Source organism: Vibrio jasicida CAIM 1864 = LMG 25398 (assembly GCF_000400365.1).
GTDB classification, from domain to species: domain Bacteria; phylum Pseudomonadota; class Gammaproteobacteria; order Enterobacterales; family Vibrionaceae; genus Vibrio; species Vibrio jasicida.
On the sequence record NZ_BAOG01000041.1, the window covers coordinates 94,387 to 113,809 of the forward strand.

Below are 19,423 nucleotides of genomic sequence, written 5' to 3' on the forward strand. Positions count from 1 at the left end.
CGCGCTAAATTTTGCTCCGCTTGTTATAAAACAACTAGGTATTACGATGGATATCCTCGCTAACTACGGCACTGTCCTGATTATTGTTGCAGCAGCTTTCGGTTTCTTGATGGCTATTGGTATTGGTGCGAATGACGTTGCGAACGCAATGGGCACCTCAGTCGGCTCGAAAGCACTAACCGTTAAACAAGCGATCATTATCGCAATGATCTTTGAATTTGCGGGTGCATACCTTGCAGGTGGTGAAGTTACCGATACGATCCGTAAAGGTGTTATCGAAACCTCTCTATTCGCACATCAACCTGATGTTCTTGTATTTGGCATGATGTCTGCGCTTCTAGCGGCTGGTACATGGCTACTACTTGCGTCATACATGGGTTGGCCTGTTTCTACGACCCACTCGATCATCGGTGCAATCATCGGTTTCGCATGTGTGTCTGTAGGTACTGAAGCGGTTGACTGGGCAAGTGTTCAAGGCATTGTTGGCAGCTGGATTATTACGCCGGTTATCTCAGGTTTCTTTGCTTACGTTATCTTTGTCAGTGCCCAACGCCTGATTTTTGATACTGAGAACCCACTATTCAACGCAAAACGTTTCGTTCCAGTTTACATGTTCATCACGACAATGGTGATTGCACTTGTAACCATCAAAAAAGGCCTCAAACACGTTGGCCTTCACCTAAGTAACGGTGAAGCATGGATGTGGGCAGCGGTAATCTCAGCAGCAGTAATGGCTGGCGGTTACTTCTACATTCAGAAGAAATTCGCTAACCGTGAAGAAGACCACGGCTTCGCAGGTGTTGAAGGTATCTTCTCTGTACTGATGGTTATCACTGCGTGTGCGATGGCATTTGCACACGGTTCTAACGACGTAGCGAACGCGATCGGTCCACTATCTGCGGTTGTTTCAACGGTTGAGCACATGGGTGAAATCACAGGTAAGAGCACCATCGCATGGTGGATTCTTCCTCTAGGTGGTTTTGGTATCGTCGTTGGTCTTGCGACACTTGGTCACAAAGTAATGGCAACCGTTGGTACAGGCATCACTGAACTAACACCAAGCCGTGGTTTTGCAGCGCAGCTTGCTACAGCATGTACGGTTGTTCTAGCGTCAGGTACTGGTCTACCTATTTCAACGACTCAGACACTGGTTGGTGCGGTTCTAGGTGTTGGTTTCGCTCGCGGTATCGCAGCACTAAACCTAGGCGTAGTACGTAACATCGTAGCTTCATGGATTGTTACCCTACCAGCAGGCGCACTATTGGCAGTCGTATTCTTCTACGGCATCCAAGCGATGTTCTCGTAAGACAGACCGTCAATAGATTGTAAGCGCTTTGTCATTATTGACTCAAACGCACAGAAAGGGAGGCTTTGCCTCCCTTCTTTGTTGCACCGAAGTTTGAAACTGCATAATATTCGTCTATTTCCGGCTCCAATCATTCGGTGCCAAAGCTGTATCCAAGAAAATCGTTAAGGGATTTATTGTGAAAAAACTATTCATCACGGTTTTGTTTACTTTGCTAGCAGCGCCAGCGGCACTAGCGGCAGACCGTTATATTTCTGATGACCTATTCACTTTTATGCACTCTGGTCCAAACAACACTTACCGCATTATGGGTAGTGTTAACGCAGGCTCTAAAGTACAACTGCTGCAAGCAAATAAAGACACAGGTTACACACAGATTCGAGACGACCGCGGCCGCACTGGTTGGGTGCAAAGCAAGTTCGTCACAAACCAAGAGAGCATGGCAATTCGTATGCCTCGCATTGAGAAAGAACTGAAAGAAGTGAAGTCTCAACTTGCGAACGCTCGTCAAAACTCAGACACAGAGAAAGCGGGCCTAGTGACGTCACTAGAAACGCGTAACCAGCAAATCTCTGACCTTGAGAAGAAATACTCAGAGATCAGTGACCAACTGACTTCTGTAGAAACAGAGAACCGTGAGCTTCGCGCTAAGCTAGACACCCAAAAAGACGACATGCTACTTAAGTACTTCACTTACGGTGGTGGTGTTGCAGGTCTTGGTTTGCTGTTTGGTTTGATTCTTCCGCATATCATGCCACGCAGAAAGAAATCACCAGCAGGCTGGGCATAATCGCTTTCAGCTAAACGGATAAAGAAAAGCCAGTCGTACTCGACTGGCTTTTTTGTTGGCTTCGTTTAACGAGATACCTTGTTACTCCCCCATTGAACTGGATGCTCGTCGTCTATCCGTTGCGCCGTAAATCTTGCCATCCTTAACTTCAATCGCATTCAACCCACTCACCACAGGTATTACGTGCACTGGGTAACCTAATTCCATGAACTCCGGAACGAGCATTTCTGCAAAGGTCTTCTTCTCCACCAACAAGCCAGTCGGATCGTAGGGCTTAGTTCGGTCAATCTTGGTGCCGTATTGAATATTCGGTAGATCAATCGCCTCCTGCGCAGACAAGTTCCAGTCGAGAACCCCTACAAGGGTCTTTAAAACATAACCTGGGATTTGCGAACTGCCAGGAGAGCCCACAACCAAACGTAAGTCATTGCTGCTGTCCATGACCATTAAAGGCGTGATGGCTGATCGCGGACGTTTACCTGCCTCAATGGCATTTTGCGTCGGTTTACCATTGACTGTTGGCATGGGAGAGAAGTTTGCCATTTGCGCATTCAAAATCACGCCATCGACCATCACACCCGCTCCCATTCCAGTCCCAACGGTACTGGTCATCGCAATGGCATTGCCCTCTTTATCAATGATGGAAATATGCCCGGTATCTTTGCTCTCAAAGCCTTGGTATTGCGCATACTGCATTGGCGTTACCTGTCCAGCTTTCGGACTATCTTTTGCCACACCATAATCTGGAATCAATTCTCGTCTTTCATCGAGATAATCGTTATCCAACAGTTGCTCAATCGGAGTCTCTATATAATCAGGGTCACCGGCGTAAGCGATGCGATCGGCTTTTGCAACACGCATTGCCTCCGTCATCAAACGCCAAGGTTCAACATCTGTTTTCGCCATTTGAGAGAGACCATAAGGTTCAAGCAACTTAAGGCTTTGTGCGACCATCACTCCACCAGAAGCCGGATAACCAAATGACACAACCTTATTGCCTCGATACTCGGTCTCAATGATGTCACGTTGCTTAACTTGGTAGTTTTTGAAGTCCGACAAAGACAGCTTCTCATGTTGGTCTCCAATACGGCTGTTGACTGTCTCAACGATGTGCTTACCAAACTCACCGCCATAGAGGTATTCATCACCTTGTCGAGCGATCTGTTTTAGCGTTTCGGCCATCTTAGGGTTCTTCATCAACGTGCCTGTCGGCTTAATCTCATTACCTTGCCAATACAGTGCTTTTATCTCTGGGTCTTGTTTCAACCGCGCTTGCTCGCGTACGACAATATCGTAGGTGTAGCTGTTCATAGCATAACCTTCGCTTGCCAATTCAATTGCAGGCTTCATCAATTCAGACCACGCAAGCTTGCCGTATTGCTCGTGTGTGGAATAGAGCAATCGTAAGGTTCCCGGAACGGCAATAGAACGAGGGCCAAGAATGTCATTGCGGCTGAGTACTTCTCCGTTTTCTACAAACATATTCGGGTTCGCACTAGAAGGCGCTTCATCTCGACCATCAAGCGCAAGAAACTGTTGCTTATCGTGCTGGTAAAACAAAGCAAATGTACCGCCACCGATACCTGTCATATCCGGTTCAACGACCGACATCACCATCTGCATCGCCACCATGGCATCAACCGCGTTACCGCCTTGCTTCAATATCGTGTAACCAGCACTGCTCACATAAGGATTGGTTGCGCTTACCATAAAATGCTCACCAGTATTATCTGGCGTAATCGGAAAAGGTTCAGGCTTTGTGGCATAGCTCACCGCGGCAACCAAGCTCAAAGAAAAAGTAAGAATACGCATACGTTCCGTATAGACTCCTGTAATTTTATAGAGGTCTAACGTTGACCAAATGCTTATTGCCAAGTTCGTCAATATGGTGTTTTTTTACACAACCCTGACCCGATAGGCATGATCAATCCATCAGCAATATCGAAGCCCTTTTAAGCACTGGTGTAAGGTATATTTTGTTTCTTTGACGGTTTGGAAATCATTAACCAAACCAATAGGGAGAAGCTTGTAGAAGAGACAAAAAAGCCAGCGAATAACTTCACTGGCTTCTATTAGATTCGGGTTAGATCGTTACCCTTTCCATTCATATAATGCAGGAATTCGGATCTGTTCCCCTTGGAACTCGACGATCACCGCTTGTGGTTGGATCTCTTTTAACGTGATTTGACCATCCACCACATCACCTTGGTGGTATTCAACGTTATTGATCTTCACCCAACGTCGCTTAGTATCGCTTGAATACATGTGCGTTTGTAAATTCAATGCCGGCAAGCGGCCATGCCATTGGCGTGCATCATACTCAAGATCGTTCATCTGAGCTTCTGAGCGCGTAGGCTGATCATTGTTCGCCATCGCATTTTCAACTTTCATCGCTAAATCAGGGGACAACGAAGACAAGTCGAGATCATCTAACGACAGTCCGAGATCATCCTGCCCAACTTTCGTTTGCGAAGTCTGCTTTGTTTTCTCTGGCACAGAAAGTAATGATTGCTCACCCGGCACTGATTCATTACTCACATAATCTTGCCCGACAAAGGTGCCCATACTTCTCGATAACTCTGCACTTGGCCACTCACGTTGCAACTGAGCAAGCTGAGTCACCTCAGGGTAGTCAAGCGTTTCAAAGTTTGGTCTTAACTTAACAGGCTCAGGAGCTGGCACTTGAACCGTCATCGGCTCTTGGGCAACTCTGGGGGCTTGCATTTCTGGCGTCAAAAGGTCCATATACCAAGCGACGCCAACAGCGGTTAGGCTTACAGGCAGTAGAAAAAGCCCAATGTGTTTCATCATCGGCATTATGCTTCCTCCTCATTGATTTGCGCTAAGGCTGGAGCATCAGGTTGTGCGCTTTGTTGTAAGCGCTCTAATGTACGTTGACCTGCAATGCCATCCACACCAATGCCTTGCCAGCGCTGGAAGAGTTCCACACGCTCTTTCATTGCACCATCATAAATGTCTGTACTTAGTGGTTGTTCATTTACCGCTTCTGCCAGCAACTTGTCCAACACTTCAATTGCAGGCCCTTCCATATCAAGACGCAGAGTATCTTTTAGAGGCGCTTGCCATAACTCGATGATATTGCCCTGCCACAGTGGTTTTAGCCACGATATAGGTAGGCGTAGGCGCTCCTTACCATTGAGCACTTCCACCTTACCGTCACCAATCGCATACAAAATGACGTAACCCACTTCCCCTTGATAATTCAGTTCTAATATCACTGGACGATTCTGCTGAACCAATAGCGGCCATGTTGCCATCTTTCGCTCACAACGCATTGTTGATTGTGGCTCAGATAAACAAAGATTGTCGCGAACTGAAGCGCGGTAGCCCCATAGTTTGTAAAGATCGTTAACGGCTAAATTTGATTGGGTTTGTGCTAACAGTTGTTCACGTTGTTCATTGGTCAATTGCTCATTGGTCAATTGCTCATTAACAATTGGGGCAACAACCGCTGGTTGTATTGGCGTTTGAGCAGCAACCGTAGGTGCAGTATTTGTTGGCACCTCCATAGGCATATTGTGCGTCACTGCCCAACCAACACCTAATGCCGCAAACACACCAATGGCAACCGAGCCCCACGCAGGCCATTCAAAGCTACGGCGAATTGGCTTATCCTGCTGATAAATCTCGGCTTGGAACTGCATCACCTCTTCACACGCTTGATGTACTGTCTGTCGATCAACGACTACATTGCCCTTGTAGTAACTCATGTTCAGTGACTTATCACACACAAGGTTGATAAGGCGTGGAATGCCGTGGCTATACTTGGCAATCAGCTTAGTCGAACTGCGATCGAACAACTGCTGGTCACCACCTGCGGTATGCAAACGAAACGCAATGTAGTCAGCGGTTTCCTTTTCATCCAACGGCAATAAGTGATAACGACCAGTAATACGCTGTGCAAGCTGACGTAGCTGCGTCGTTTGCAGCAAGCGTTGTAGCTCTGGCTGGCCAACCAAGAGCACTTTAAGCAGCTTTCTGGTGTCCGTTTCTAAGTTGGTAAGTAGACGCAACTGCTCAAGAACATCAGCGGCGAGGTGCTGCGCCTCATCAATCACTAATAACGTCGTCCAACCTAATTTATGGTTACGCAGCAAGTACTCATGAATCGCTTGGTTAAGCTGCTTGAGCGTCGCATCTTGCGGATAAGTTACTTTGAACTCATCACAAATAGCCTCAAGCAAGTCTCGGCTAGAAAAGGTTGGATTAAGAATCAAGCCTGCTTTGGTGTTCTCATCCAAATTCGCCAACATAGCTTTCGCGACGGTGGTTTTGCCTGTCCCTACTTCGCCTGTCAGCATGGCAAAACCACCACCATCGCCTAACCCCGCCTGAAGATGCGTGATCGCCTCTTTATGACGTTGGCTCAGATACAGATAACGCGAGTTTGGAACAATCGAAAATGGCAGTTCAACAAACCCGAAAAAGTCCTTATACATTAGGATCTCCAGCTAAAACCCTCCCGCAATCAAATCGGGATATTCCTTATTAGACTTAAACAAAGCGCTAAGTTCTTTTAGATGTGAAGAAAAGTACCATTGCTTGCTACAATGTCCAACGTCATATCCATAAATTAAGAGGTAATCCGTGCAAGTTTATTTAGTTGGTGGTGCAGTTCGAGATCATTTGCTCGGAATCGACAGTTATGACAAAGATTGGGTGGTTGTCGGCTCGACACCTGAAATGATGCAAAGCCAAGGCTACACGGCTGTCGGGAAAGACTTTCCTGTGTTTCTTCATCCCAAGACTAAAGAAGAGCACGCCCTTGCACGAACCGAAAGAAAATCTGGCGCGGGTTACACTGGCTTTGAATGTTTCTTTGATCAAAGCGTCACGCTAGAAGAAGACCTTATCCGACGAGATCTCACCATCAACGCCATGGCGATGGATAATGACGGCAATCTATATGATCCTTATGGTGGTCAACAAGATTTGCAGGCGAAAGTGCTACGTCATGTATCGGAAGCTTTTGTTGAAGACCCTCTACGTGTTCTGCGTGTGGCTCGTTTCGCGGCGAAGTTGGCGCATTTGGGCTTTAGCGTGGCAGAAGAAACCATCCAACTAATGCGCGAGATCGCAGAATCTGGCGAGTTGAGCACCCTTACCCCAGAACGTGTTTGGCAAGAATGGCATAAGTCGCTTTCTACTTCCCGCCCAGACGTATTCTTATCTGTTTTAAGAGAGTGCGGTGCGTTAGCCATCGTCCTGCCAGAAATTGATGTCCTGTTTGGCGTACCTCAGCCAGAAAAGTGGCATCCAGAAATCGATACAGGTATTCACACTCTTATGGTGGCCGAGCAAGCAGCAAAGCTGAGTGATTCATTGCCGGTTCGATTTGCCGCACAAGTACATGATTTAGGCAAAGGCGTCACGCCAGAAAGCGAATGGCCGAGTCACAAAATGCATTGTCACACGGGTTTAAAGTTGATTAAAAAGCTGTGTGCTCGCGTGCGCGTTCCTAATGAATTTCGTGACTTAGCATTAATGGTCTGTGAGCAACACTCTAACATCCACCGAGCCGTCGAGCTTAAACCACAAACCATCATCAAAATCCTCAACAAGTTTGATGTATGGCGTAAGTCAGAACGTTTGCAAGATATTTTAATCTGTTGCCAAGCCGATCATGCTGGTCGAAAAGGCTTAGAAGACCAACCTTACCCGCAAGCAGAGCTGTTTATGCAAGCTTACCAAGCTGCGGCCTCTGTCGATGTACAAGCGATCATTAAAGATGGCTTCAAAGGCCCAACTATTCGCGATGAACAAGAGAAGCGCCGCGTTGAAGCAGTAAGAGTTACGCTAGAAAAATAAGCCGATAAGTACATAACGAACAAACAAAAACGCCCGCTATAGAAAGCGGGCGTTTTCATTCGGATTGGGTTTAAGCCGTCAGCAAGAAAGCAAACAAGCCAAAACCTAGAATCAGACGGTAGATAACGAATGGTGTCATGCCCATGCGTGAAATCATCTTCAAGAAGAAGTGGATACAAATATACGCACTGATAAATGAAGTCACGATACCCGTAAGTAAGAAGCCAACATGCACAGGTTCGCCGCTGGTTACTAACTTCATCCCTAAGTAGCCACCAGCCAAAGTGATGATTGGTATCGACATTAAGAATGAGAAACGAGCCGCCGCTTCACGGGTAAAGCCTAAGTAAAGCGCCGCGGTGATGGTTGCACCAGAGCGTGAAGTACCAGGGATCATCGCAAGTGCTTGAGCAATACCAATAAACAGTGCTTTCTTCCAACCCGTTTGGTATTCATCCGCGATTTGCTCTGCGTTCTTATCCACCCACCACAGCAACAAACCAAAGATGATCGTCGTCGTCGCGATCACATAAGCACTGCGTAGGTAAATCTCAATGATGTCTTTCATCAATAGACCGAAGACACACGCCGGGATCGTAGCCAATACAATCATCCAAGCTAATTTGGCTTCTTTGCTGCGGTCGCCTTTAAAGATCGAGGCAAACAACGCTTGGAATAGCGTGATCACTTCTTGGCGGAAATAAATCACCACAGCCATCAACGTACCAACGTGAACGGCAACATCAAATGCTAAACCTTGGTCTTCCCAACCAAATATAGCGGAAGGTAAAATCAAATGAGCAGAGCTGGAAATTGGTAAAAACTCTGTCAGACCCTGAATCAGAGCCAAAATAAAGGCTTCAAAGTAACTCATGTAAACAACTCAAAATTAAAGTGAAAAAGAAACGGGTTTGAGTGAATCAACGGGCTGCATCGCCTGCCAAATATCAGCGACAGTACGCCCATCGCCGGGGATCACTAGATGAGGTTCGAGATCATACAGGGGCTTTGTTACAAAAGGATATTTGTAGATATCACTGCGAGGTAACTCAGGTTTTTGTTGCGAAATGCACTCACCGAACAAGACTATATCGAGATCTAAGGTTCGATCCTGATACTTTTGCGCATTTTCCTCACGACCCCACTTAAACTCAATCTCGCGTAGATGCTGACTCAACTCTTCGAGTGACAACTCCGTAAAAAAACTAATCACGAAGTTGTAGAAGTTCTGACTGCTAAAGCCAATTGGCTCGCATTCATATATCGGTGATACGTGGAGATCCGTTCCAAGTTGCTGCAACTCTTGAAAAGCCGCCAACGAATGCCGCTCCCTATCTATGTTGGTACCGACACCGATATAAGCTTTTATCATGCCTGGCCTCGCTCAATCACAACGCCTACCGCGCGTGCTTGAGGAACGGCACCAGGTTTTGCCAAACGAATTTTTACCCAAGGCACAGAGAAGCGCTGCATGATGATGTCAGCCACTTCTTCTGCCACTCGTTCAACCAGAAGGAAACGACCATTTTCGATGTGATTAAGCACCGCTTCACTTACCTGCGAGTAGTCCAATGCGTCTTGAACATCATCACTTTTACCCGCCGGTTTATTGTCGTGCGCCATTTCGATATCCAGAACCAGCTTTTGCTTAATTTGCTGTTCCCAATCGTAAACGCCGATGGTGGTGATTACTTCTAGTTGTTCAATAAAAACTTTATCCAGAGCCATCTTATGTCCTTCTTTTACAGAGGTCGGATACCCGATACGGGCAATTTGATCGTACTATTCTATACCCAAGCAACCTACTGCGGCCTTTAACCACGTCAATTGGTGGCAAAAGTCACTTGGGTATAAACTGCGAAGACTCTTTATATACAAGAAATCCCATAATGCAAGCTCTATCGCAGAGAGTATTTTTGCTCGTAGCCGAATCGCGGTATGATAGCAATTACTCAGGAACTGAGCATTAAATTCCAATCCATCAAGGACTTCTATGGACGCACTGGCACTGATAATGACAATGGCCGCCTATTTGCTGGGATCGATCTCCAGTGCGGTACTCATTTGTCGTTTGTTAAGGCTGCCAGACCCTCGTAAAGTTGGCTCTAATAACCCTGGTGCAACCAATGTGTTACGCATTGGCGGCAAAGGGGCTGCCGTAGCCGTTTTACTCTGTGACATGCTCAAAGGCACCATACCGGTTTGGGGAGGGTACTTCCTCGGTATCGATCCGATCATTCTTGGTGTCATCGCGATTGCAGCCTGTCTCGGCCATATGTACCCAATATTCTTCCACTTTAAAGGGGGGAAAGGCGTCGCAACAGCACTTGGTGCAATCGCCCCTATCGGTCTGGATTTAACCGGTCTTGTTATGCTGACATGGCTGGGGATCGCTGTCTTGTTCCGCTACTCTTCTTTAGCTGCCTTAGTCACCGTTTTAGTGACACCGTTTTACACTTGGATGTTCAAACCTCAATACACCTTACCTGTAGCAATGTTGTGCTGTTTAATCGTCTTTAAACACCATCAAAACATCCGCCGATTACTCTCTGGCGAAGAACCAAAGATTGGTGAGAAGAAACTGATAGAAAAAAACTCGGCCTAAAACCGAGTTTTCTATATCTAAATATGGCTTGAAAATCTAAGCGTGCACTTTATTTAAGAAGTCTAACAGCATCTGGTTAACGAACTCAGGTTGCTCCAATGAGCTAATGTGCCCTGCTTCTGGGATCTCAATCAATTGGCTACCCGTAATACAGTCGTTCATCAAGTAAGATTCAAACACCGGGCGAGGCTTATCTTCACGGCCGACGGCAATCAACGTTGGCAAAGCGAACATTTCTGAATCTTCAATCACATCACGGCGGCCAAACACCATACGCCCAACACGAGCGACTTCGACTGCACGCTCACCTTGTAGAGCTTCCAGACTTTGTTTGAATGAAGCGACTAGCTCAGGGTTTACTTGCTCGGCATTATTGGCAAAAAACAGCGGAGTGACAGCCTCAATAATTGGCGCTGGTACGGCTTGCACTTGGCTAATCGTATCTAACATCGCAAAGTACTTCTTGTGTGTCACTTCAGGTTCAAGCCCAATGAAGGTATCCATCAACACCAATGACTTCACACGCTGCGGAGCTTGAGCAGTCAGCTCTGCACCCCACATGCCGCCAACAGACAAACCAACAATAGAGAACTGTTCGATCTCCAAATGATCCATCAATGCCAGCATGTGCTGAGCGTAATCCACCAAAGAACGGGTTGAAGCTGGTGCAGCATCTGACTCACCGTGTGCCCAAAGATCTGACACAATACAACGGTATGACTGGCTTAGCACCTCAATCTGCGGAGCCCACATTTGGCAATCCCACAAATAACTGTGTCCAAATAGCAACACAGGGCCTTCACCCTTATCTAAGTAAGCAAGTTTCTGACCTTCAATTTCAAACTTATTCATTGTTATATCCATTTATAATTCTTGCACATCATCCTATCACTGAAACGATATAGAACTGCTCGCATCAGTCAGGCTTTAACATTAATTACGCAAAGCCTTTCAGTCCAATAGGTAAAAATAAAGGCCTCTTATAAGCAGAGACCTTTATCGTGGTGAATCTATTTCAAACCTTCAGTAGAAGCTTACTTACGCGATTGGCGTCAGTTGGTCGATTGGCCAACGTGGGCGCGCTTCCACAGCCATGTCCGACACTTCGCCATTCTTCAGGCGCTGCATACCAGCGTAGGCGATCATCGCACCGTTGTCGGTACAGAATTCCGTACGTGGGTAGTAAACTTCACCACCGACTTTCTTCGCCAGCTTCTCAAGTTCAGCACGCAGACGACGGTTAGCACTTACACCACCCGCAATCACAATACGCTTCATGCCAGTTTGTTCTAGAGCACGCTTACATTTGATTACCAGTGTCGCACACACAGCTTCTTCAAATGCTAAAGCGATATCTGCACGTGTTTGCTCATCATCACCGTTAGCCGCAATGGTATTAGCAGTAAAAGTCTTGAGACCAGAAAAGCTCATGTCCAAACCTGGCACGTTGGTCATTGGGCGTGGGAATTTAAAGCGACCCGGAGTGCCTTTCTCTGCCAGTTTAGACAGTAGTGGACCACCAGGGTAATCCAAGCCCATTAACTTCGCGGTTTTATCAAACGCTTCACCCGCTGCATCATCAATCGACTCGCCTAGGATTTTGTACTCGCCGATGCCTTTCACTTCCACCATCATTGAGTGACCGCCCGATACCAATACCGCAACAAACGGGAATGGTGGTGGATTGTCTTCTAGCATAGGTGCCAGTAGGTGGCCTTCCATATGGTGAACAGGCACCGCAGGAACACCCCAAGCGTAAGCAATACTACGACCAATCGTTGCACCAACGAGCAAGGCACCAACAAGACCTGGCCCAGCGGTGTACGCAACGCCATCAATGTCTTTAGGTGTCAGATTTGCTTCCTTTAGCGCCTCTTTAATAAGAGGAATAGTTTTCTTAACATGGTCACGTGAAGCCAACTCAGGCACCACGCCACCGTAATCCGCGTGAAGTTTTACTTGGCTGTAAAGCTGGTGTGATAGCAGACCTTTTTCATCGTCATAAATCGCGATGCCAGTCTCGTCACATGAGGTTTCAATACCGATAATGCGCATGGTTTTCTCAGTGGGCTTTCTGTATAGAGGAAATTTGGGCGTCATATTACCTTGCCTTGGTGCTTCAAACAAATTTTGTACAGACAATAAGCGATAAAAGGCTTTACAAAGCTTATGTGATCGGATTAAAATTCCGCACCATTTTTGATCAAGCTGGTAATAGACTAAATAATTGTGATTTGGTTTACTGAAATCCAGCGTTAACGAATAACCCCTGAGGTGAAAGGCATATGCCAGTAGTTAAAGTACGTGAAAACGAACCGTTCGACGTTGCTCTACGTCGTTTCAAGCGCTCTTGCGAAAAAGCAGGTATCCTTTCTGAAGTGCGTCGTCGTGAGCACTACGAAAAACCAACTACAGTTCGCAAACGCGCTAAAGCAGCAGCTCAAAAGCGTCACGCTAAGAAGCTAGCTCGCGAAAACGCTCGTCGCGTTCGCCTGTACTAATAACTGAGATCCGGAAAGGAATTTAGTTATGGCTCTGATTGAACAACTCAAAGAAGAGCAAAAATTAGCGATGAAAGCCAAGGACAAATTGCGCCTTGGTACTATTCGTTTAGCCTTAGCAGCAATCAAGCAACGTGAAGTTGACGAGCAGATCACTCTGAACGACGACGACATTCTTGCTGTGTTGACCAAAATGGTTAAACAACGTCGCGACTCTGTTACGCAGTTTGAAGCAGCAAATCGTCAAGATCTTGCTGATGCTGAACGAGCAGAAATTACGGTTCTTGAGGATTTTATGCCTCAACCACTGACAGATGAAGAAGTAGCAGCTCTTATCGAGAACGCGATTACTGAATCTGGTGCAGCTGGCATGCAAGACATGGGCAAAGTAATGGGCGTTCTGAAGCCGCAAATTCAAGGGCGTGCAGATATGGGTAAAGTGAGCGGTTTAGTTCGCGCTAAATTGGCTTAACACCCCACCCAATTGCAGCAAGCCGTGCTATCCTTTGGAACGCACGGCTTGTTTGTATCTGAATGAATGGAATAACGCACGGTCGTATGCATGCTTTTCTCCATAACTCATTCACACCAATCATGATTTTTCTTTTTTGTTAGGTTTTATGGCTGGACACATCCCACGCAGTTTTATTGATGACCTCCTAGCTCGACTTGATATTGTCGACATCATTGACGCGCGCGTGAAACTTAAGAAAAAAGGTAAAAATTACGGCGCTTGCTGCCCTTTCCACAACGAAAAGACCCCTTCATTCAGTGTCAGCCAAGAAAAGCAGTTCTATCACTGTTTTGGTTGTGGCGTGCATGGCAATGCCATCGACTTCATTATGGAGTTCGAGCGCTTAGAGTTTGTCGAAGCTATTGAAGAACTGGCGTCTTACCTCGGGTTAGATGTTCCTCGCGAACAACGCAGCGGTGGTGGCGGTCAGTTTCAATCAGGACCACAAGCCAGCAGCAGCGAAAAACGTAGCCTTTACGATTTAATGGGCAGTATTTCTCAGTTTTATCGTAATCAACTCAAGCTACCAGCAAGCAAAGTTGCCATTGAATACCTAAAAGATCGTGGATTATCTGGCGAAATCGTCCAGAAGTTTGGCATCGGCTATGTGGCCGATGAATGGGACTTAGTCCGTAAGAACTTCGGCCAGAACAAAGATAACCAAGACATGCTAGTTACAGGCGGCATGTTGATTGAAAACGAAAAAGGTAACCGTTACGACCGCTTCCGTGGCCGTATTATGTTCCCAATTCGAGATCGACGAGGCCGAGTGATTGGTTTTGGTGGTCGTGTATTGGGCGACGGCACCCCGAAATACCTCAACTCACCGGAAACGCCAATCTTCCATAAAGGTAAAGAGCTATACGGCCTTTATGAAGTCTTACAGGCATATCGTGAACCACCACGAATTTTGGTGGTTGAAGGGTATATGGATGTTGTCGCGTTAGCGCAATATGGCGTAGATTACTCTGTCGCTTCATTGGGCACGTCAACGACTGGCGACCACATTCAAATGCTGTTCCGTCAGACCAACACCGTTGTGTGTTGTTACGATGGCGACCGCGCAGGTAAAGAGGCCGCTTGGCGCGCGCTGGAAAACGCACTTCAATACCTGAAAACAGGTAACACATTGAAGTTCTTGTTCTTACCTGATGGCGAAGACCCGGACAGCTACGTTCGTAAATACGGCAAACAAGCCTTCGAACAACAAATCGAACAAGCGACACCGCTTTCGAGCTATCTGTTTGATAACCTGATTGAATTGCACCAAATCAACTTGGGCAATAATGAAGGTAAGTCGGCACTGCGTGCCTACGCAAGTGCACTTATCGACAAGATACCTGATCCCTACTTTCAGGAGTTACTCGAAAAGCTGCTTGATGAACGCACTGGTTTTGATAACCGCTTACGTCAACCACGTAAGAAGAGCAATGAAACTCGACCTCAGCCGCACAAAGAGATCAAACGAACTCCGATGCGCGAGGTTATCGCTCTACTTATTCAAAATCCGAGCTATGCTCAAATGGTACCGGATCTTTCCTCAGTGAGAGATTTATCCATACCAGGCCTAAGTTTATTTGTTGATGTACTTGATAAATGTCAGGCACATCCCCATATCAACACAGGCCAATTATTAGAGCATTGGCGAAATAGCCAAAATGAGACCCTTCTGTCTCGTCTGGCGAGCTGGGATATTCCGCTCGTAGAAGACAACCTTGAAGAAATATTTTTAGACTCACTGGACAAAATAATTGCCCAGTGCGTAGAAAAGCAAATTGAAAACCTGCAGGCCAAAGCAAGAAGTGTCGGTTTATCAGCCGAAGAGAAAAGGGAGCTGCTAGCTTTAATGCTAGATTTAAAAGCGTAACCCTGATTAATTAGTCAGCAACAATTAAATTTGCTATAGTAAGTGGTTTGCATTTCGCATACTGATTCCTTCACCAGATTACGAAGTTGGATACCGTCTATGGATCAAAATCCGCAGTCACAGCTAAAGTTACTTGTTATTAAAGGCAAGGAACAAGGCTATCTGACCTACGCCGAAGTAAATGACCACCTACCTGCTGAAATCGTAGATTCAGAACAGGTAGAAGACATCATTCAGATGATCAACGATATGGGTATCAAAGTAGTTGAAACTGCTCCTGATGCCGATGATCTAGCACTGAACGATGACACAAACATTACCGATGAAGATGCTGCCGAAGCCGCAGCCGCTGCACTTTCTAGCGTAGAAAGTGAAATTGGTCGTACAACAGACCCAGTGCGCATGTACATGCGTGAAATGGGTACTGTAGAGCTACTGACTCGCGAAGGCGAAATCGACATCGCAAAACGTATTGAAGAAGGTATTAACCAAGTTCAATCGTCTGTTGCTGAATACCCTGGCACTATCCCATACATTCTTGAGCAGTTTGACAAAGTTCAAGCAGAAGAACTTCGTCTAACTGACCTTATCTCTGGATTTGTTGACCCTGACGCAGATGACACTGCTGCTCCAACAGCAACGCACATCGGTTCTGAATTGTCTGAATCTCAACTAGAAGAAGAAGACGAAGAAGACGCAGAAGAAGATGAAGAAAGTGATGACGATTCAGATGATTCTGAAGAAGATGTAGGTATTGACCCAGAGCTAGCGCTTGAGAAATTCAACCAGCTACGCAGCACGTACCAAAACCTTCAGCTTGCGATCAACGAACACGGCTACGAAAGCCCGAAAGCAACCGTTGCAAACGAATTGATGCTAGACGTATTCAGAGAATTCCGTCTAACACCAAAACAGTTCGATCACCTCGTGAACGAGCTTCGTACTGCGATGGATCGCGTTCGTACTCAAGAACGTTTGATCATGAAGTCAGCGGTTGAATACGGCAAAATGCCGAAGAAATCGTTCATCGCGCTATTTACAGGCAATGAATCAAGCGAAGCTTGGCTAGATGAGATTCTTTCATCTGATAAGCCTTACGCTGAAAAAATCAAACGTAGCGAAGAAGAAATCCGTCGTTCAATCATGAAGCTAAAAATGATTGAAGAAGAGACTTCTCTAAACGTTCAAAACATTAAAGACATCAGCCGTCGTATGTCTATCGGTGAAGCAAAAGCTCGCCGTGCGAAGAAAGAGATGGTTGAAGCGAACTTACGTCTGGTAATTTCTATCGCGAAGAAATACACCAACCGTGGTCTACAGTTCTTGGATCTAATCCAAGAAGGTAACATCGGTCTGATGAAAGCGGTAGATAAGTTTGAATACCGTCGTGGTTACAAGTTCTCGACTTACGCAACGTGGTGGATCCGTCAGGCAATCACTCGTTCAATCGCGGACCAAGCACGTACGATTCGTATTCCGGTACACATGATCGAAACGATCAACAAGCTAAACCGTATCTCTCGCCAAATGCTGCAAGAGATGGGTCGTGAACCGCTACCGGAAGAACTGGCAGAGCGCATGCAAATGCCAGAAGACAAGATTCGTAAAGTACTGAAAATCGCTAAAGAGCCAATCTCTATGGAGACACCAATCGGTGACGACGAAGATTCGCATCTAGGTGATTTCATCGAAGATACAACGCTAGAACTGCCGTTAGATTCAGCAACTGCGACAAGCCTGAAAATGGCAACAAAAGACGTACTTGCAGGCCTAACGCCACGTGAAGCAAAAGTTCTTCGTATGCGCTTTGGTATCGACATGAACACTGACCACACTCTAGAAGAGGTTGGTAAGCAGTTCGACGTTACTCGCGAACGTATCCGTCAGATCGAAGCGAAAGCACTACGTAAACTGCGTCACCCAAGCCGCTCAGAAACTCTGCGCAGCTTCCTAGACGAGTAATCGAAGCGATTAAAAGCAAAAAAGGTGACCGAGTGTCACCTTTTTTATTATCGGTGAAGCTAAGTGAATAAAAACTAAGCGCAATTGCCCTACCTAGTGGCTAGACACCTTGCAACGCTTCCCCTATAATCGTTGACCTATTAAGGCCCCTTAGCTCAGTGGTTAGAGCAGTCGACTCATAATCGATTGGTCCCCAGTTCAAGTCTGGGAGGGGCCACCAAATTTCGAAAAGCTCGTAGAGAAATCTACGAGCTTTTTTTGTTTTTGGAAACGCGCTTCATTTAAGCCACTAAGCTTATTAGTTTTACGAACGTTCTAGCTCGCACCTTGAGGCTTGATACTCTTGTGTTGCAGAGACTAAGTCTGGGCGATTGATCGCTCTCCACAGAAAATAAGGGGGGATCAAGAACGCGACAAAATAAAACGATTCATGGAAAAACAATTGAGCCGTATCTTCTTGATGTTCACAAAACGCCACCAAGGCACATAAATCCAACAACACACTCAATGCACCGAACACCACAGAAACCACAATTGCTAAACCAAGCAATTCTCTGAGGTAATGTTTGTAAGCCATTCTAGCAATTCCTTCTAGCGAATAAGTGCGGTCAAAATTACGCCTCTAAACCCCTATCTGAATTGACTTTTATCAACTTCACGGCCGAACAAATAAGAACTTAGTTTTATAAAAGATCACTTGCGCAAATAAGAAAAAGAGCGGCAACTAAAATGCAATTGATTGAGCATTAAAAAAGCCAATCAAATGACTGGCTTTTACTTTTTTATTCAGTGGATAGAAAGACGTAGAGTTAATCCGACAAGTAATATTGAACGGTTGAAACAACGCGTACTTTTTTAATATAAGGTGTGTTGCTATCACGATCGTAAATGGAAAACTGACCTTGCGTCGCACGCTTGATTTTACCAAGCGAGCTTTGTGAATCTTTCGCGAACTTCTCTGCCACTTCACGAGCGTTCTTAGTCGCTTCTTCAATCATGTCTGGCTTGATGTCATTAAGCTTAGTAAAACTGTATTCAATGCGATTTGCATAAGGATCTTGGTTAAGCAACACACCCTGTTTGCCTAGCTCACCGATTTCATTGATAGCCGCTCTAACGACATCAATGTTCTGGCTGTAGACCGTCACCGTTCGATTGGCTAAGTAACGATACTCAATATCCTGTTCGTTGCTATATTGCTGTGCTTTGCGGTCTGTTACGGCTGGAGAGGATAACGAGAAGTTGGATTCATCCAGTCCCTTTGCTGCGAGAAAATCGAGTACTAGCTTCGTCTGTTGATCAATCTCATCAAACATCGTCGGCAAGTCATTACTCGCTACGGTAAACTGAATCGGCCAAATCACCGTATCCGCGGGGTACTCACGTTCAGATAGCCCTTTCACGGTAACCACTCGCTCGTAAGCTTTGTACTTAATCGCCGTCTGTTGGATAAAAAAGCCCAGGACACCAAGACCAATGATCAGGCTTAACCCCAGCCATACTGACGACTTATTGGTAATTCGCTCCATTCATACTCCTAACTTCGCTCAATCAATCAATTTGTTATGTCGATAAGATAGTCTAGTTATGGCAATAAAATAGCGACCGAAAGCTAAATTTGTGTCATATCGCTCGAAATGATGAGCTCGATAACATAAAATCGAACAGTGTTTTATTTTTGAGTTTATCAGTATGTTGAAAACAAAATTAATATTGCTCTGTGGACTGCTGATCTCCAGCTTTTGTGTCAGTGCCAACGAGTTTGCAGCTGAAGAATCATTAGCTGAAGAGCAAGTCACTAATGAAAACACCATTGAAGAAAATGCACAGGCTTGTTCAGAAGAATCGTGCACGGGCAAAGGTTTTGATGGACGCATACTGCTAGAAAACGAACCCACTAAGCAGGTGCTGAGCTCGCTAGAAAGCCTGGGTGAAACACTCAACTCTCTTAGTATCCTCATGTTTGCTGGTGATAAAGCTTAAATTTCTCAATACCACCTTCATTATGCTTCGCCTTTGGTCAACAAAGCGTCACCACTTTGTCACCAA

19 protein-coding genes and 1 tRNA gene are annotated in these 19,423 nt (G+C 45.9%); 10 read left to right on the forward strand and 10 right to left on the reverse strand.

Translation table 11 applies throughout. The features are described 5' to 3' along the window. Positions 1 to 46 precede the first annotated feature (46 nt). Together VJL_RS12195 and VJL_RS12200 are read left to right on the forward strand one after the other, a co-directional pair. On the forward strand, positions 47 to 1,306 hold the full coding sequence (locus VJL_RS12195) for an inorganic phosphate transporter (RefSeq protein WP_038866198.1): 1,260 nt from the start codon (positions 47 to 49) through the stop codon (positions 1,304 to 1,306). Positions 1,307 to 1,484: 178 nt separating this feature from the next. Next, positions 1,485 to 2,096, forward strand: coding sequence for a TIGR04211 family SH3 domain-containing protein (locus VJL_RS12200; protein WP_038866196.1), 612 nt, complete (start codon positions 1,485 to 1,487; stop codon positions 2,094 to 2,096). A gap of 81 nt (positions 2,097 to 2,177) precedes the next feature. On the opposite strand, the gene ggt is transcribed toward VJL_RS12200, so the two are convergent. From ggt to VJL_RS12215, 3 genes are all read right to left on the reverse strand, one after another. Next, positions 2,178 to 3,908 carry a gamma-glutamyltransferase gene (gene ggt, locus VJL_RS12205; RefSeq protein ID WP_038878257.1) on the reverse strand — a complete coding sequence of 577 codons (1,731 nt, stop codon included), beginning with the start codon at positions 3,906 to 3,908 and terminating at the stop codon, positions 2,178 to 2,180. A gap of 279 nt (positions 3,909 to 4,187) precedes the next feature. Next, positions 4,188 to 4,913, reverse strand: coding sequence for a general secretion pathway protein GspB (locus VJL_RS12210; RefSeq protein WP_038878259.1), 726 nt, complete (start codon positions 4,911 to 4,913; stop codon positions 4,188 to 4,190). Continuing rightward, positions 4,913 to 6,556: an ExeA family protein gene (locus VJL_RS12215; RefSeq protein ID WP_038878261.1), complete on the reverse strand. Its 1,644-nt coding sequence runs from the start codon at positions 6,554 to 6,556 to the stop codon at positions 4,913 to 4,915. The genes VJL_RS12210 and VJL_RS12215 overlap by 1 nt, the downstream gene beginning before the upstream one ends. Positions 6,557 to 6,704: 148 nt before the next feature. Between VJL_RS12215 and VJL_RS12220 the strand changes: the two genes are divergently transcribed. Further along, positions 6,705 to 7,925 carry a multifunctional CCA addition/repair protein gene (locus VJL_RS12220; RefSeq protein WP_038878264.1) on the forward strand — a complete coding sequence of 407 codons (1,221 nt, stop codon included), beginning with the start codon at positions 6,705 to 6,707 and terminating at the stop codon, positions 7,923 to 7,925. Between the two features lie 70 nt (positions 7,926 to 7,995). Here VJL_RS12220 and VJL_RS12225 read toward each other — a convergent pair whose 3' ends face one another. The 3 genes from VJL_RS12225 to folB are packed head-to-tail and all read right to left on the reverse strand — an operon-like array spanning position 7,996 to position 9,653. Then, positions 7,996 to 8,799: an undecaprenyl-diphosphate phosphatase gene (locus tag VJL_RS12225; RefSeq protein WP_038866187.1), complete on the reverse strand. Its 804-nt coding sequence runs from the start codon at positions 8,797 to 8,799 to the stop codon at positions 7,996 to 7,998. Between the two features lie 15 nt (positions 8,800 to 8,814). Continuing rightward, positions 8,815 to 9,297: a 2-amino-4-hydroxy-6-hydroxymethyldihydropteridine diphosphokinase gene (gene folK, locus VJL_RS12230; RefSeq protein WP_038866185.1), complete on the reverse strand. Its 483-nt coding sequence runs from the start codon at positions 9,295 to 9,297 to the stop codon at positions 8,815 to 8,817. After that, positions 9,294 to 9,653, reverse strand: coding sequence for a bifunctional dihydroneopterin aldolase/7,8-dihydroneopterin epimerase (gene folB / locus VJL_RS12235; RefSeq protein WP_038866183.1), 360 nt, complete (start codon positions 9,651 to 9,653; stop codon positions 9,294 to 9,296). The genes folK and folB overlap by 4 nt, the downstream gene beginning before the upstream one ends. Positions 9,654 to 9,918: 265 nt before the next feature. Between folB and plsY the strand changes: the two genes are divergently transcribed. Further along, on the forward strand, positions 9,919 to 10,530 hold the full coding sequence (gene plsY / locus VJL_RS12240; protein ID WP_038866181.1) for a glycerol-3-phosphate 1-O-acyltransferase PlsY: 612 nt from the start codon (positions 9,919 to 9,921) through the stop codon (positions 10,528 to 10,530). Positions 10,531 to 10,566: 36 nt separating this feature from the next. Here plsY and VJL_RS12245 read toward each other — a convergent pair whose 3' ends face one another. Both VJL_RS12245 and tsaD read right to left on the reverse strand, forming a co-directional pair. Continuing rightward, positions 10,567 to 11,382: an alpha/beta fold hydrolase gene (locus tag VJL_RS12245; protein ID WP_038878266.1), complete on the reverse strand. Its 816-nt coding sequence runs from the start codon at positions 11,380 to 11,382 to the stop codon at positions 10,567 to 10,569. A gap of 186 nt (positions 11,383 to 11,568) precedes the next feature. Next, positions 11,569 to 12,585, reverse strand: coding sequence for a tRNA (adenosine(37)-N6)-threonylcarbamoyltransferase complex transferase subunit TsaD (tsaD, locus tag VJL_RS12250; protein ID WP_038866177.1), 1,017 nt, complete (start codon positions 12,583 to 12,585; stop codon positions 11,569 to 11,571). 230 nt (positions 12,586 to 12,815) lie between these two features. Between tsaD and rpsU the strand changes: the two genes are divergently transcribed. The 5 genes from rpsU to VJL_RS12275 all read left to right on the forward strand — a co-directional run bounded on the left by rpsU (position 12,816) and on the right by VJL_RS12275 (position 17,594). After that, on the forward strand, positions 12,816 to 13,031 hold the full coding sequence (rpsU, locus tag VJL_RS12255) for a 30S ribosomal protein S21 (protein ID WP_001145625.1): 216 nt from the start codon (positions 12,816 to 12,818) through the stop codon (positions 13,029 to 13,031). 28 nt (positions 13,032 to 13,059) lie between these two features. After that, positions 13,060 to 13,503 (forward strand): GatB/YqeY domain-containing protein, encoded by a 444-nt coding sequence (locus VJL_RS12260; protein ID WP_038866176.1) that lies wholly within the window; start codon positions 13,060 to 13,062, stop codon positions 13,501 to 13,503. A 148-nt stretch (positions 13,504 to 13,651) separates the two neighbouring features. Further along, positions 13,652 to 15,412 (forward strand): DNA primase, encoded by a 1,761-nt coding sequence (dnaG, locus tag VJL_RS12265; protein WP_038878269.1) that lies wholly within the window; start codon positions 13,652 to 13,654, stop codon positions 15,410 to 15,412. Between the two features lie 99 nt (positions 15,413 to 15,511). Then, a complete protein-coding gene (rpoD, locus tag VJL_RS12270) occupies positions 15,512 to 17,374 on the forward strand; it encodes an RNA polymerase sigma factor RpoD (protein ID WP_038866174.1) in 1,863 nt (620 codons plus the stop codon). A 144-nt stretch (positions 17,375 to 17,518) separates the two neighbouring features. After that, positions 17,519 to 17,594 (forward strand) — tRNA-Ile (locus VJL_RS12275). A gap of 84 nt (positions 17,595 to 17,678) precedes the next feature. Here the strand turns inward: VJL_RS12275 and VJL_RS12280 are convergent. Beyond that, positions 17,679 to 17,951: a hypothetical protein gene (locus VJL_RS12280; RefSeq protein ID WP_038866173.1), complete on the reverse strand. Its 273-nt coding sequence runs from the start codon at positions 17,949 to 17,951 to the stop codon at positions 17,679 to 17,681. 232 nt (positions 17,952 to 18,183) lie between these two features. Beyond that, complete coding sequence (locus VJL_RS12285) at positions 18,184 to 18,903, reverse strand: SIMPL domain-containing protein (RefSeq protein WP_038878272.1); 720 nt, start codon at positions 18,901 to 18,903, stop codon at positions 18,184 to 18,186. Between the two features lie 163 nt (positions 18,904 to 19,066). Here VJL_RS12285 and VJL_RS12290 point away from each other — a divergent pair, with 163 nt between their 5' ends. Next, a complete protein-coding gene (locus VJL_RS12290; protein WP_038866171.1) occupies positions 19,067 to 19,357 on the forward strand; it encodes a hypothetical protein in 291 nt (96 codons plus the stop codon). The last annotated feature ends 66 nt before the right edge of the window (positions 19,358 to 19,423 follow it).

What these genes read in the sequence shown, in the direction of transcription:
- VJL_RS12215 (WP_038878261.1), bottom strand. Translation starts at nt 6,556, where the DNA reads ATGTATAAGGACTTTTTCGGGTTTGTTGAACTGCCATTTTCGATTGTT.
- tsaD (WP_038866177.1), bottom strand. Translation starts at nt 12,585, where the DNA reads ATGCGCATTATCGGTATTGAAACCTCATGTGACGAGACTGGCATCGCG.
- VJL_RS12290 (WP_038866171.1), top strand. Translation starts at nt 19,067, where the DNA reads ATGTTGAAAACAAAATTAATATTGCTCTGTGGACTGCTGATCTCCAGC.
- ggt (WP_038878257.1), bottom strand. Translation starts at nt 3,908, where the DNA reads ATGCGTATTCTTACTTTTTCTTTGAGCTTGGTTGCCGCGGTGAGCTAT.
- rpsU (WP_001145625.1), top strand. Translation starts at nt 12,816, where the DNA reads ATGCCAGTAGTTAAAGTACGTGAAAACGAACCGTTCGACGTTGCTCTA.
- VJL_RS12285 (WP_038878272.1), bottom strand. Translation starts at nt 18,903, where the DNA reads ATGGAGCGAATTACCAATAAGTCGTCAGTATGGCTGGGGTTAAGCCTG.
- plsY (WP_038866181.1), top strand. Translation starts at nt 9,919, where the DNA reads ATGGACGCACTGGCACTGATAATGACAATGGCCGCCTATTTGCTGGGA.
- VJL_RS12245 (WP_038878266.1), bottom strand. Translation starts at nt 11,382, where the DNA reads ATGAATAAGTTTGAAATTGAAGGTCAGAAACTTGCTTACTTAGATAAG.
- VJL_RS12195 (WP_038866198.1), top strand. Translation starts at nt 47, where the DNA reads ATGGATATCCTCGCTAACTACGGCACTGTCCTGATTATTGTTGCAGCA.
- VJL_RS12210 (WP_038878259.1), bottom strand. Translation starts at nt 4,913, where the DNA reads ATGCCGATGATGAAACACATTGGGCTTTTTCTACTGCCTGTAAGCCTA.
- VJL_RS12280 (WP_038866173.1), bottom strand. Translation starts at nt 17,951, where the DNA reads ATGGCTTACAAACATTACCTCAGAGAATTGCTTGGTTTAGCAATTGTG.
- folK (WP_038866185.1), bottom strand. Translation starts at nt 9,297, where the DNA reads ATGATAAAAGCTTATATCGGTGTCGGTACCAACATAGATAGGGAGCGG.
- VJL_RS12260 (WP_038866176.1), top strand. Translation starts at nt 13,060, where the DNA reads ATGGCTCTGATTGAACAACTCAAAGAAGAGCAAAAATTAGCGATGAAA.
- VJL_RS12225 (WP_038866187.1), bottom strand. Translation starts at nt 8,799, where the DNA reads ATGAGTTACTTTGAAGCCTTTATTTTGGCTCTGATTCAGGGTCTGACA.
- dnaG (WP_038878269.1), top strand. Translation starts at nt 13,652, where the DNA reads ATGGCTGGACACATCCCACGCAGTTTTATTGATGACCTCCTAGCTCGA.
- folB (WP_038866183.1), bottom strand. Translation starts at nt 9,653, where the DNA reads ATGGCTCTGGATAAAGTTTTTATTGAACAACTAGAAGTAATCACCACC.
- rpoD (WP_038866174.1), top strand. Translation starts at nt 15,512, where the DNA reads ATGGATCAAAATCCGCAGTCACAGCTAAAGTTACTTGTTATTAAAGGC.